Below are 12,998 nucleotides of genomic sequence, written 5' to 3'. Positions count from 1 at the left end.
CCGCTGGGGGGCCAGCGGGGGCGCGGCGGCGGGCTCGGGCACGCCGGGCTCGGGCACGCCGGGGGGTGCGGGCCAGGCGGGTCCGCTATCATCCCCCGGTGACGGTCCTCTTCGTCTTCGTGGACGGCGTCGGCGCCGGCGCGCCCGACCCGGCGCTGAACCCGCTGGCGCGCGGCGACTTCCTCCTGTCCCGCTTCCTGGACGGGAGCGGCGCCCCGCTGCCGGGTGGCGGTCGGGCCGGCCTGCTCGACGCGCGGCTCGGGGTGGAGGGCCGGCCGCAGTCGGCCACCGGCCAGGCCACCATCCTCACCGGCGAGAACGCCCCGGCGCTGCTGGGGCGGCACCTGCTCGGCTTCCCCAACCCCGCGCTCAGGGAGCTCCTGGGCCGCCGCTCGCTCTACCGGCGGCTGGCCGCGGGCGGGCGCCGCTTCACCTTCGCCAACGCCTACCCGGTGGCCTACCTGCAGGCCCTGGGCTTCGAGGCGCCCGGCGAGCCGGAGTTCACGCTGCGCCGGCGCGCCCGTCCCTCCGCCACCACGGTGGCCTACGCCGCCGGCGGCGGCGCCTTCCGCACCTTCGCCGACGCGCGGGCCGGCCGTGGGCTGACCCACGACCTGACCGGCCGCCGCGCCGGGGAGCTGGGCCTCGACCTGCCGCGCCGCACGCCGGAGGAGGCGGCCGCGCTCCTGCTGGCCATGGCGGCCGGCCACGACCTGGCCGCCTTCGAGTTCTTCGAGACCGACGAGGCCGGCCACGCCCGCTCCATGGCGGCGGCGCTGGACGCGCTGGGGCGGCTCGACGCCTTCCTGCGGGCGCTGGTGGCCGGCCTGGGGCCGGCCGACTCGCTGGTGGTGACCAGCGACCACGGCAACCTGGAGGACCTCTCCACCCGCAACCACACCCTGGCGCCCGTGCCGCTGCTCTGCTTCGGCCCGGCGGCGGCGCGGGTCGGGCAGGTGCGCGACCTCACCGGCGTGGCGCCGCTCCTGCTGGGGCTGGCGGGGCTTGCGTCCCCCGGTGGGGAGGGGTAGGTACCGCCCGTGCCCCGCCTCGCCGCCGCCCTGGTCCTTGGGCTCCTGGCCGCCTGCGCCCCCCGGCTGTCGAGCGGGGAGCCGCGCGCCACCACCGTGCGGGTGGGCGACGCCCAGGTGCGGGTCCTCTACCAGCCGGAGGACGCCCGGGCGGCGGCGCTGGTGGTCGAGGCGCTGGCGGTGGCCATCCCGCAGACGGCCCGCTGGGGCGGGCTGCCGGAGCCCATCACCCTGACGCTCCAGCCCACCCACGCCGCGCTGGAGGAGGCGGTGGACCGGCCGGGCTACCCGTGGCTGCGCGCCTGGGCCAAGTACGCCACGGTGCAGCTCCAGTCGCCGGCCAGCTGGCCGGTGCGGCTGGCCGACCCCTCCAGCTGGACCCTGGGGGGGCAGCGCAAGCGGCTGGTCGAGCTCCTGGCGCACGAGCTGACCCACTGCGCCGTCTACCAGCGCGCCGGCACCGAGTGGAGCTGGTCGTTCAAGGGGATCCCGCTCTGGTTCGGCGAAGGGATGGCCAGCCACACCGCCGGCCAGGGGTACAAGCGCGGCACGCTGCGCGACCTGTGGCGCTTCTACCACCGCGCCGTGGTGGGGGCCGGCGACGGTGAGCGCGGGGATGGGCCGGCGCCCGGCGCGCTGGCCCGGGCCGCCACGGGCAAGCTCCCGGAGGGTGATCCGCTGGCCAACTACGAGCAGCTCTACCAGGAGCGCGACGACGTGGTGTACGGCGCGGCCCACCACGCCTTCAGCTTCCTGCTGGAGCGCTACGGCGAGGAGAAGGCCCGCGAGATCCTGGAGCGGATGCACGGCGGCGCCACCTTCACCACCGCCTTCCGCGAGGCCGTCGGCATCGGGGCCGAGGAGTTCACGGCCGACTTCCGCCGCTACGTGGTCCTTCAGGGCTGGAGGCGCTGACCCTCGCGCCACGCCGAGAGGGCCCGGTCTGGCCCCTCCACGTGGTCCAGCAGCCAGCCCCGCAGCCCGGGCACCGCCCCCAGCGCCAGCTGCTGGTCGGCCCCGCGCGCCTCGATCTCCAGCTCCCGCAGCTGCGTCAGCAGGGCGGCGTGGGCGGCCCGGTGTCCGTCGAGCCCCGGGTAGCCCTGCGCCAGCATGAAGCGCTCCTCCTCCAGGCAGTGCACGGCGGTGAAGTCCACCAGGTGGCCCAGGGTGTCGGCCGCCAGGCCCTGGCTGGCGCCGTCCAGCAGGGCGGCCTCGTAGGCGTCGATCATGGCGCCCTGCAGCTGGTGATGGACGTCGAACGGCTCCTCGTCGGCGTGCCGGTCGGCGGGCCGGGGCAACACGGTCATGCTGGATTCCTCCCGCGCCCGGCGGGGGCCGGGGCGGGGGAGTCATAGGGCCGGGCGCGGCCGCGGGCCACACCTTGGGGCGTCCGCGGGGCGTCCGCGGGGCGGCGACCGGGCGCCGGCGCCGCCCCGGGGCCCCGGGGGCGGCCCCTCAGCCCTCGGCGGGGGCCGGCGCCAGCGCGGCGTCCGGCACCGCGGCCTCGGGCTGGGGCCCGGCCTGCCGGGCCCGGCGGAAGCGCTGGTGCACCTCGAAGGCGAAGTTGTCCAGGGTCTCCGGGTCCACCGGGTCGCCGTTGAGCGAGAGGGTCAGGGAGAGCAGCCCCTCCTGCTCCTGCACGTGGCAGAACTGCGCCTCGGCGATCTTGTTGGGCATGCACTCCAGCGGCCCCACGCTGACCACCGCGTCGATCTCCTTGCGGCGCCAGGCCCGCACCGGCACGCCGATGGTGAGCAGGGTCTCCACCTCGACCTGGTCGCGCACGTACGGGGAGCCGGCGTCCACCGCCTCCTCGATGGAGGGGGCGTCGGGCAGGCCGAGCGGCTCGGCCACGGCGTGGTGGACCACCCCGGCGATGCGGTCGCGCACGAACTTGTCGATGCGGTCGCCCAGCCCCTTCTTCCAGCCCCGCTTCCAGGCGATGTAGTCGGAGTACTGGATGAACTCGGAGACCGGCTCGGTGCGGGCCCGCAGGCCGCGCCGCTCCAGCTGGCGGGTGATGAAGTCGTTGGAGAACGGGTCGCAGCGCACGTAGATCTCGCCCACCACCAGCACGTTGGGCACCTCGCGCCGCGACTTCACGCTGGCCAGCTCGCGGGCCGCCTCCTTGACGGCCGCCGGGATGCCCCAGAGCCGCCCGGTGGTGGCCTCCAGCAGCACCCGGGCGCCCGAGAGGTCGCCGGCGGCGGCCTGCTCGATGAGCTGCGAGACGCGCCGGGTGGCGGCGGCGTGGATCTCCTCGGCCGCGCCGGTGCGGGTCTCCACCGGGCGCACGTCGTGCAGGGCCTCGGAGAGGGCCCCGAAGGCGCAGAAGCCCACGTAGGCGATGGAGGCGAAGCCCGGCTGCAGCCCCTGGAAGTAGTCGCCGAAGGGCGGCGACCAGATGGAGACCCGGTCGCCCCAGCCGAGCCGGTCCAGGATGATCTTGTGCAGCTGGCGGTAGGCGCCGAAGCGGCAGGGGCCGTCCGAGCCGGGCATGAAGAAGACGAACTTCTCGGGCGAGTCCTTCTGCTGCTCGATGCGCTCCAGCACGCTGCCCAGGGTCACCGTCAGGGGCAGGCACTCCTTGCCCGAGGTGTGGCGGCGCCCGATGCGCAGGGTGTCGCGGGTGGGCTGGGCCATGACCTCGGCGGGCACCTTCAGGCCCCGCAGCGCCGCGGCCAGGGCCTCGGCCTCCGGCCCCATGGGTGGGATGAGGACCCGGTGCTTGGCGGCGGCGATGTCGCGGATGGTCTGCGGGGCCACCTGCAGCCCGGCCGGATCCGGCGCGACGCCGGCCCGGGTGGCGCGCTGATCCTCGCGCACGCAGTGCAGGAAGGCCTCCACCCGGGTCTTGGTGCCGGCGTCCCCGGCGTGGCCGTCGGTCTCGATGATGGCCAGCGGCCGCCCCTCCATCAGCCAGGTGAAGCTGTGGACGGTGAAGCTGTCCGGGCCGCAGGAGTAGTTGGAGCAGAAGATGCTGTACAGGCCGGGGGTGCGCCGGATGTGCCAGGCGGCCCGCAGGATGCGCTGGCTGTAGCCCCAGAACATGTCGTCGAAGATGGGCGCGTCGTCGGGCACCGGCAGGGCGTCCACCGGGATGGCGATGGCCCCCTGCTCGCGCAGGATGGAGGGCACGTTGGAGTTGAGGACGTCGTTGTGGATGGTGTAGCTGCGCCCCAGCACCACCACCGGCGTGACGCCCTGCTCGCGGCAGAAGTCGAGGGCGCGCTGGCCCTGGGCCAGCACCTGCTCGTCGAAGCGGGCCTGCGCGGCGCGGGCCGCGGTCCAGGCCTCGCGCCAGCTGCTCACCCCGAGCTTCTCCGCCAGCCAGGCGCAGCCCTGCAGGAAGGCCGGCGAGTCGAGGAAGCCCGGGCCCATGTCCACCACCGGCGAGAGCACCGTGGCCCCGGCCGCCTCGCCCAGGTCCCAGCGCAGCATGTCCGGCGCCGCCTGCACGATGGGGCAGACCTGCGAGGTGCGCTCCTGGGCGACCCGGGGGATCTCGCGCAGCATGGGCAGGAAGAGCCAGTCCGGCTTCTGGTCGGCCATGGCGGCCACCAGCCCGTGGTACTGCTGCATGGGCGCGCAGAAGGGCACGTTGCCCTCCTCGATGCCGCGCTTCAAGGCCTTGCGGTCCGCGCCGGTGGAGACCGCCAGGTCCAGCCCCATGCGGTGCAGGAAGGTGGCGTAGAAGGGGAAGAGCCCCTTGAGCTGGAACTCGTCGGTGATGGCCACCAGCTTCCCGCCGCGCCGCCCGCTCACCTCGGCGATGAGCTGGTGCACCAGGGCGGTCCGCTCGCGGAACGGGTCGGGCGCCAGGTCGGGCAGCTTCTTCTTGCGGGTGCCGCGGTCGTAGAGCGAGCAGTTGCCGCCCCAGGTGAAGCGCTGCGTCTCGCCCGCCACCACCGTGGTGAGCCGGTCGATACGGCACTTGTTGCCGGCGCCGCCGCAGCCCTTGGTGGAGGTGCAGACGAAGCTGTCCTTCCGGTCGATGCGGGCGGTCAGGAAGGTGCGGCCGTCGGCAGGGGCCGCGGTGGCCACCGGCAGGTCCTCGGCCGCCAGCAGGGCGATGCCGATGGCGCCCATCAGGCCGGGCTTGGGCGGCACGATGACCTCGGCCCCGGTCTGGCGCGCCACCGCCGCCGCCAGCGCGTCGGAGGCGAAGGGCATGCCCTGGCACAGGATGACCTGGCCCACCGAGCGGCTCCCCTTCACCCGGTTCAGGTAGTTGGCGATGACCGAGTCGTAGATTCCGGCCACGATGCGCTCGCGGGGCACGCCCCCGGCCACCGCCTCGTCGATGATCTCCGCCATGAAGATGGAGCAGTGCTGCCCCAGGGCCACGCCCTCGCTGGCGCCCAGCGCCTCGGCGCCGAGCTGCACGATGTTCTCGATGCCGCTGAAGCGCTTGCCCTGCTCCTCGATGAAGGAGCCGGTGCCGGCCGAGCAGGCCTCGTTCATGGCGGCGTCCACCACCCGGCCCTCGGCCAGGCGGATGTACTTGGCGTCCTGCCCGCCGATCTCGAAGATGGTGTCGACGCGCGGCTCGAGGCGGAGCGCGCCGGTGGCGTGGGCCGCGATCTCGTTGAGCACGTAGACCGAGTCGCAGCCGTAGCAGGTGGAGAGGAGCGAGCCCACGATCTCGCGCCCCGAGCCGGTGGCGCCGAAGCCGCGCACCCGGTGCAGGCCGGCCGGCCCCTCCAGGAACTGGCGCATCAGCGCCTGGGCGGCGCTGACGGGGTCGCCGTTGGTGCGCAGGTAGCCCTCCCAGAGCGGCTCCTTCCACTCGAGGTCCAGCGCCACCGCCTTGGAGCCGGTGGAGCCGATGTCGAAGCCCAGGATGACGTCGCGCGGCCCCTCCCACTCGCGGGCCGGGGCGACCGGCATGCGCCGCACCTTGGGCAGCGCCGCGCCCAGCGCCGGCAGCCGCTCCAGGTCGCTCTCGAGCGGGGGCTCGATCAGGTCCTCCAGGGCCGGCCGCTTGAAGCCGTGCTCCGAGGCGGCCACGGCGCAGCCCAGCGCGTCGAGGTAGAGCGCGTCGTCGCCCGGCTGGTCCACGAAGGTCATGCCCTGGCGCTCGGCGAAGGTGCTGAAGTGCTGGCGCACCCGCACCGAGCGGGAGACCCCGCCCGCCAGCAGCAGCCGGTCCGGGCAGACCCGCGGCTTCACCAGCACCTGCACGTTCTCGGCGATGGCGTCGAGCAGGCCGGCCAGGATGCGGTCCTTGCCCTCGCCCTTGTTGGCGAGGTGGGTCATGTCGGTCTTGAGGATGACCGGGCAGCGGCCGGAGAGGGGCGCCGGCTCGGCCACGCCGGCGGCCAGGTCGGCGGCCTGCTCCACGGTCAGGTCGAAGCGCTCCACCAGCTGGCGCAGGAAGTTGCCGGTGCCCTGGGCGCAGCGGGAGTTCTCGCGGAAGACCTCGACGGCCCCCTCGCGCAGCTCGAGCACCGAGAACCCGTGGCTGCCGATGGAGACGATGGTGGCCGGGGCGGCGCCGTGCTGGAACCGGTAGCCGGCGGCCTGGGCCTGCTTGGCCGGCACGCGCATCAGCGCCACCTGGCGCCCGAGGCGGCCGGTCACGGCCGCGCCGTCCACCTGGTCCCAGCCCCAGCCGGCCAGCACGCCCTTCAGGGTCTGCCCGGGCTCCTTGTGGTGCTCCAGGACGGTGCGACGGACCCACTCGAGGGCGCCGCCCTCCCGCCGGAGCTCGACCACCTTGATAGCCTCTGCCCCGACGTCGATGCCGATGTAGCGCGCCATGTGATTCCCCCGCTCGAGCTGGGCCTGCCTGCCTGCCTGGAGGAGGCGGCGATCCCGCCTCCATGTGACGAAATGGCCGCTGCACGCCTGCGCCGGTGTGGCGAGGTGAGCCCTGCGGCCGGTCCTGCTGTTCGGATTGGGCCTAGATATCCTCAACCGGGCCAGGAAAGTCCAGCCGGGTGGGTCGCGCCGGACCCGGTCGGCCCGTCCGACCCCTGCTAGGATTCGGGCATGAGCTCGTTCGAGAACCGGGGCGGCGTCTTCACCGTGCGCTACGCCTCAGCAGAGGATCTGTCCCCCGAGAGCCAGAAGGCGCTGGAGGCGGCGCTGCGCGAGGCCTCGCTGCAGAGGCCGGTCGGCGTGGTCTTCGTGGTGGGGAGCACCGTCAGGATGGTGGACCCGGCGGTGCCCAGCTACTGGCTCGGCATCACCGGCGATCCGCTCATCAAGATCGCCGCCATGGCCATCGTCACCAGCAACGCCGGGGTCTCCATCGCCACCCGCGGCTTCTCGGTCGCCAACACCCTGCGCGACCGGCCGGTGAAGGTGAAGCCCTTCCCGGAGGAGGCGCAGGCGCAGGCCTGGGTGGCCTCGGTGCTGGACGGCAGCGCCGCCTGAGCCAGCGGCCCGCGCCGGGCCGGCCGGGTCAGTCCTCGTCGCCGGCGCGGCGCACCACGGTGGCCACCAGCCAGAGCCGGTCGCCGTAGGCCTGCTCGGCGCAGATCCAGAGCCGCACCGGCTCACCCTCGACCCGCGCCTCCACCCCGGCCTCCGGTCCCCAGATCCACTCGCGCGCCGCGGCGCCGCCGCCGGTGCGCGGCTCGCCCGGCTCCGCGCCCAGCAGCACCGCCGCCACGCGGGCCGGCTCGGCCGGGTCGGTGGACACCACCTCAACCATCGTCACCAGCCCGGACAGGTCGGTCTCCAGGTGGGCCACCGCGCGGGTGGTGCCGCCGGCGTCGAGCGAGACCTCGGGCTCGGAGAGATCCACGTTCAGGGTGCGACGGCGCTCGGCGTCGAGGCCGGGCGGGCGGGACCAGGGGCGCCAGCCGAGCGCCAGGAAGGCGGCCAGCGCGTCGCGGCGGGGGCGCAGGAGGACGGCGGCGAGCGGCGGCAGCGGGAGCAGGGTCACGGGGCGGTCGGGCTCGGGGGTGGGAGTGGGGCCGGGGTCGGGGCCGGGGTCGGGGTCGGGGTCGGGGTCGAGGTCGAGGTCGAGGTCGGGGTCGAGGTCGGGGTCGGGGTCGGGGTCGAGGTCGGGGTCGAGGTCGGGACCGAGTTCGGGACCGAGGTCGGGACCGAGTTCGGTGGCGCGACCTGCCACGGCGACGGCAGGATGGGCCCGCGCTCGCTGGCGCGGGCCACGCGCTGCAGCTCGATCTCGCCCACCAGCGCGGCCGGCGCCACCGTCGAGACCGGCACGTAGCCGCTCTCGGCGCCACAGAAGCCGTTGAAGACGCGCACCTCGTCGCCGGTGGCCAGCACCTTGTTGACGCTGCTGAGGGGCGTGCCCACCAGCTCCACGCCGCGCACCAGGGTCTCCTCGCCGGTGGTGGCGTCCACCCGCGAGACCAGCCGCGGCGTGCCCTTGAAGGCCTGGTAGCCGAACGACATGGTGTTGGTGTTGCCGCCGGTGATGTCGCGGATGAGCAGGCCGTAGGGCTTCCCCTGGCGGCGCGCCTCCTCCATGAGGAGGCGCTTCAGCTCGGCGCGCGGCAGCCGCCTGGACGACTCCACCACCAGGTTGGCCATGCGCGCCACCGCCTGGCGGGACCCCTGGGCGCGCCCGTGGCCGTTGGAGCGCTCGAAGGGGCGCACCGGCTTGCGCGAGAGCAGGAACCCCACCAGCCGGCCGTCCTTCACCAGCTGGGTCCGCTGCGCCGGCACGCCCTGGTCGTCGAAGGCGTAGGTGCCGTTGAGGGCCACGCCGCCGGCCGCGGCCAGGGTGGGGTCGTCCACGATGGAGAGGAAGCCGGGCAGGACCGGCTGGCCGATCTGGCCCTGGTAGGTCTGCCCCTCCTTGTCGTCGTCGAGCCGCTCGCCCTCCAGGCGGTGGCCCACGGCCTCGTGGAACAGCACGCCGGTGGCCTCCGGCTCCAGGATGGCCGGGCCGGTGTACGGGTCGATGGCGGGCGCGCGGCGCAGCGCCAGCAGCTCGGCCGCCACGGCGCGCGCCGCCTCGGCGAGCGCGGCGGGGCCGGGCAGGCCGGCCTCGCTGGGGGCGTAGAAGTCGCGCCCGCCGTCGAGCAGCTGGCCGTCGTCGGCCCGCGCCACCGCCGCCAGGTGCACGGCGTAGAGCGCCTGCTCGGTGACCAGCCGGGTCCCCTCGCTGGTGACCAGCCAGCGGACCTGCTTCTCGGCGGTGACCCGGACCTGCGCGTCGAAGACGTGGGGCTGGTCGCGGAAGGCCCGCGAGGTGTCGCGCACGGCGCGGCGCCAGCGCTCCCGGTCGAAGGGGAAGGGGAGGGGGGCGTCCAGGTGGCGCGACGGCTCCTCGCGCGAGAAGCTGGGCGCGCGGTCGGGCTCGTCTCGCCGGTAGACCTGGCGGGAGCGCTTCTTGAACCAGCTGGCCAGCGCCTCCTTGTAGCGCTCGTCGGTGAGCAGCCAGAGGGCGCTGCGGAGCGCCTGCGGGTCGTCGTCGAGCGGCGCGTCCTTGGGCGCGTACCAGGTCGGCTGCTCCCCGCCGAGCACCAGCACCTCCTCGGCGCTGCCCGAGGAGTCGAGCTGGTGGCTGCCGACCCGCACCTCCACGAAGAGGGTGCGGTCGCGGCGCGACAGGTCGTCCATCACGGCGCCGTACCGGCCGCTCACCTCGTGGGACGACACCTCGCGGAGCTGGTAGCCCAGGTAGTAGGGGCGCTCGAACCCCTCGAGCGCCAGCCTGGCGCTGGACCGCTCCAGCTCCTCGCCCATGGCGGCGAGCGCCCCGAGGCGCGGGTCGGGAGCGGCGGCGAGCAGCAGCGCGGCGAGGAGCGGGAGCACGCCCCCCGTGTAACACGGGCGCGGTCCGGGCTCACGACCGGGGCGGGGCGGCCTCGACCTCGACCCCCCCCCCCCCCCCCCACCCCCCCCACCCACCCCCGACCTCGACCCCGACCTCCGACCCCGACCCCGACCCCGACCTCGACCCCGACCCCGACCCCGACCTCGACCTCGGTTCCGCTCTCCCGCTCCCCCCCGGGGAGAGGGCCGGGGTGAGGGGGCGCTTCGACAGCGACCCCACACCCCCATTCTCGCCCGCCGCCCGGACCGCGGGTACAATCCACCCTCCGTGCGCGCGTTCGGCAGGTACCAGCTCCTCGAGCCCATCGCCTCAGGCGGCATGGCGGAGGTCTGGCGGGCGCGCGTGGCCGGGCCGGCCGGGGTGGAGAAGGAGGTGGCCCTCAAGCTGGTGCGCGGCGAGCACGGCGCGCGCAGCGACTTCGCCCGCATGTTCCTGGAGGAGGCACGCCTGGCGGCCCGCCTCACCCACGCCAACGTGGTGCAGGTCTTCGAGCTGGTGGAGCAGGACGGGCGCCACGCCATCGCCATGGAGCTGGTGCGTGGCCGGGACCTGGGCCGGGTGGTGGAGCGCTGCCGCGAGGTGGGCGCCCGGCTCGGGCTGCCGCGGGCGCTCCACCTGGGGGTCGAGGTGGCCAGGGCGCTCGACTACGCCCACCGGCTCACCGAGGGTGGCCGGCCGCTCGGCCTGGTGCACCGCGACGTCTCGCCGCCCAACGTGCTGGTCTCCTTCGAGGGCGAGGTGAAGCTGGCCGACTTCGGCATCGCCCGGGCCATGAGCCAGGCCGGGCTGACCGACCCGGGCACGGTGAAGGGCAAGCTGGCCTACATGGCGCCCGAGCAGGCGCGCGGCGAGCCGGTGGACGCCCGCGCCGACGTCTTCTCGCTGGGGGTGGTGGTGTGGGAGCTCTGCGCCGGCCGCCGGCTCTTCGCCCGGGAGAGCGACGCGGCCACGCTGGCGGCGGTCCAGGGAGACGCGCCGGTCTCCCCGCCCTCGGCCTGGAACGAGCAGGTCTCCGGCGCGCTGGACGCGGCGGTGCTGGCCGCGCTGCGCCGCGACCCGGCCGAGCGGACCGCCACGGCGGGCGAGCTCGGGGCGGCCCTGGCCGCGGTGCTGCTGGGGCTGGTGCGCACGCCGGAGGACGTCGACCTGCGGGCCTTCATGCGCCGGCTCTGGCCGGACGGCGAGGCGGGGTCCGGCGCGCCGACGGCGGCCACGGCGGTGCGGCCCGTGGCGCGATCCGCCGGCGCGGGCCAGCGCGAACCGGCCGGCCCCGACGCCGCCACCCGGACCGTGGAGCTCCCGCCGCCCGGGGCGCCTCCTCCGGCCGCGGCCGGGTCGGCCGCCGGACGGCCTGGCGCCGGGCGTCTGGCCGCCCGCGGCGCCGCCGTGGCGCTGGCGGCCGTGCTGGCGGGGCTGGCGCTGCGCGCCGGCCTGGCGGGTGACGGGCCGCCGGCCACCGCCGCGCCGGCTGGAGCCCCCGCGCCGGGCGCCGGCGGCCTGGCGGCGCCCGGCCGCGGCGCGGCGGGGCCGCTGGAGATCGATCCGGACCTCGACGCCGAGGGCCAGCGGCGGGGCGTCGGCCGCCTGGTCATCGCCCCCATCCCGCTGGCCACCGTCTGGGTGGACGGCGCGCTGCGCGGGGACACGCCCATCGACCTCGAGCTCCCGGCCGGCCACCACCTGCTGCAGGCCGCCAACGACGATCTCGGCCGAGACCAGCTCGAGGTGACGGTCGAGGCCGGCCGCGTGCACCGGTGGCGCCCCAGGCTGCAGCGCTGACGCGCGCGCCTGGCCCCCGCGCCGGCCGGCCCGTGGCCGGCGGCATCCCGCCTCCTCGCGCCTGAGCCGGCACCCGCCGCGGTGAGTCCGCGCGCGCGGCCGCCGGCGCGGCGTGCCCGCGATCGCGCCAGCTCCATCCGCCGATCGGCGTCCCACGAACACGCGACGGCCCCGCCGCGTCACCCGAACCGATGGTCGTTGACGATCTCCACTCAATGCCATAAATTCGAAATCAAGTTTTCCCACGCCGATTTTCAAGCCATGGATCGAATGGATTTCCTCTCCGACGCCGAGCTGGACCACCTGGAGCGCGAGCGCGCCGCCGGCATCACCAGCGGCGAGGTGGTGCGGCTCTTCGAGGCGCGGGGGGCGCGGCTGTCGGCGTCGACGTTCCGCAAGTACGTGCAGCTCGGGCTGCTGCCGCGGAGCCGGCGGGTGGGGCGCAAGGGCAAGCACACCGGCTCGACCGGGCTCTACCCGGTGGCGGTGGTGCGCCGCATCGCGCTGGTCAAGCGGATGATGGCGGAGGGCTACACCGTGGAGGACATCCGCGGTAGCTTCGTCACGGTCCGCAACCAGCTCGAGGACGTGGAGCAGGGGCTGGCGGACCTGGTGGCCGCCATCGCCGCCAGGGCCAAGGTCCACCCGCGGCGGCGCCAGTTCGCGGTGGAGCTGGGCCGGGCGGAGCGCGAGGCCAGGGCGGCGCTGCGCCGGCTGGAGCGGGTGGGTGGTGCGGTGACCTCGATCGGGGCGGCGGAGGCCGCCGGGTCGCGGAGTCCGGGCGCGGGGGCCGCGTCCGTCGGGCGGTGACAGGTGGCGCCGGAGACGGCGCCTTGGGTCGGTGGGGAAGGGGTCGGGGATGAGCGAAGCGAAGCGGAGCGAGGGCCCGTCGGAGCCGGTGGACGGCGAGGCGCCCGAGCGGCGTCGGTCGAAGACCATGTCGCGCAAGGAGATCGCGCGCGACCTGCGGCGGCAGCGCCAGTCGGGCGTGCCGGATCCCGACCTGGACGCCGTCATGCGGGAGATCGAGGCGGGGCGGCCCCGGGAGCGCGCCGAGTGCGCCACCGGCCCGCGCCCCTGCATGTTCATCTCCTGCAAGCACCACCTCTACCTGGACGTGAACCCGTCCACCGGGTCGATCAAGCTCAACTTCCCGGACAAGGAGGTCTGGGAGCTCGAGCACACCTGCGCGCTCGACGTCGCCGACAAGGGCGGCATCACGCTGGAGGAGGTGGGGGCCATCATGAACCTCACCCGCGAGCGCATCCGGCAGGTCGAGACCCGCGGGCTGCTCAAGCTCCGGGCCATCGCCGAGGACGAGCCCCGCAGCGGCAAGCCCGGGCTCGACCGACCCGACGGCGCGCGCTGACCTGGCTCGCCGGCCTTGAAACGGCCGGTGGCGGCTGCTAAACGGGGCACCCTTC

10 protein-coding genes are annotated in these 12,998 nt (G+C 75.4%); 6 read left to right on the top strand and 4 right to left on the bottom strand.

Annotated elements, in window-relative coordinates:
• The first annotated feature begins 65 nt into the window (after window positions 1-65).
• Together IPO09_21250 and IPO09_21245 are read left to right on the top strand one after the other, a co-directional pair.
• Window positions 66-1,031, top strand: coding sequence for an alkaline phosphatase family protein (locus IPO09_21250; protein MBK9519801.1), 966 nt, complete (start codon window positions 66-68; stop codon window positions 1,029-1,031).
• 9 nt (window positions 1,032-1,040) lie between these two features.
• Window positions 1,041-1,946, top strand: a complete 906-nt coding sequence (locus IPO09_21245; GenBank protein MBK9519800.1) for a hypothetical protein — start codon at window positions 1,041-1,043, stop codon at window positions 1,944-1,946.
• On the opposite strand, the gene IPO09_21240 is transcribed toward IPO09_21245, so the two are convergent.
• Both IPO09_21240 and IPO09_21235 read right to left on the bottom strand, forming a co-directional pair.
• On the bottom strand, window positions 1,928-2,338 hold the full coding sequence (locus IPO09_21240) for a hemerythrin domain-containing protein (GenBank protein ID MBK9519799.1): 411 nt from the start codon (window positions 2,336-2,338) through the stop codon (window positions 1,928-1,930). The genes IPO09_21245 and IPO09_21240 overlap by 19 nt on opposite strands.
• A 148-nt stretch (window positions 2,339-2,486) precedes the next feature.
• Complete coding sequence (locus IPO09_21235) at window positions 2,487-6,794, bottom strand: CoA activase (GenBank protein ID MBK9519798.1); 4,308 nt, start codon at window positions 6,792-6,794, stop codon at window positions 2,487-2,489.
• A 231-nt stretch (window positions 6,795-7,025) separates the two neighbouring features.
• Between IPO09_21235 and IPO09_21230 the strand changes: the two genes are divergently transcribed.
• Window positions 7,026-7,412, top strand: a complete 387-nt coding sequence (locus IPO09_21230) for a hypothetical protein (GenBank protein ID MBK9519797.1) — start codon at window positions 7,026-7,028, stop codon at window positions 7,410-7,412.
• A 28-nt stretch (window positions 7,413-7,440) separates the two neighbouring features.
• Here the strand turns inward: IPO09_21230 and IPO09_21225 are convergent, their stop codons facing one another.
• Together IPO09_21225 and IPO09_21220 are read right to left on the bottom strand one after the other, a co-directional pair.
• The gene (locus IPO09_21225; protein ID MBK9519796.1) at window positions 7,441-7,926 is read right to left on the bottom strand and encodes a hypothetical protein; all 486 of its coding nucleotides are present in this window, start codon (window positions 7,924-7,926) and stop codon (window positions 7,441-7,443) included.
• A complete protein-coding gene (locus IPO09_21220; protein MBK9519795.1) occupies window positions 7,923-9,704 on the bottom strand; it encodes a TldD/PmbA family protein in 1,782 nt (593 codons plus the stop codon). Before IPO09_21220 ends, IPO09_21225 begins: the two co-directional genes overlap by 4 nt.
• A 358-nt stretch (window positions 9,705-10,062) precedes the next feature.
• Between IPO09_21220 and IPO09_21215 the strand changes: the two genes are divergently transcribed.
• The 3 genes from IPO09_21215 to IPO09_21205 all read left to right on the top strand — a co-directional run bounded on the left by IPO09_21215 (window position 10,063) and on the right by IPO09_21205 (window position 12,943).
• The gene (locus IPO09_21215; protein MBK9519794.1) at window positions 10,063-11,574 is read left to right on the top strand and encodes a serine/threonine protein kinase; all 1,512 of its coding nucleotides are present in this window, start codon (window positions 10,063-10,065) and stop codon (window positions 11,572-11,574) included.
• 270 nt (window positions 11,575-11,844) lie between these two features.
• Window positions 11,845-12,384, top strand: a complete 540-nt coding sequence (locus tag IPO09_21210) for a MerR family transcriptional regulator (protein ID MBK9519793.1) — start codon at window positions 11,845-11,847, stop codon at window positions 12,382-12,384.
• Between the two features lie 49 nt (window positions 12,385-12,433).
• On the top strand, window positions 12,434-12,943 hold the full coding sequence (locus tag IPO09_21205; GenBank protein MBK9519792.1) for a DNA-binding protein: 510 nt from the start codon (window positions 12,434-12,436) through the stop codon (window positions 12,941-12,943).
• The last annotated feature ends 55 nt before the right edge of the window (window positions 12,944-12,998 follow it).

Origin of the sequence: Anaeromyxobacter sp. (genome assembly GCA_016718565.1) — a bacterium.
GTDB lineage: Bacteria > Myxococcota > Myxococcia > Myxococcales > Anaeromyxobacteraceae > JADKCZ01.
The sequence above is the reverse complement of the archived record's forward strand: the minus strand, read 5'-3'. Positions and strand labels throughout refer to the sequence as shown.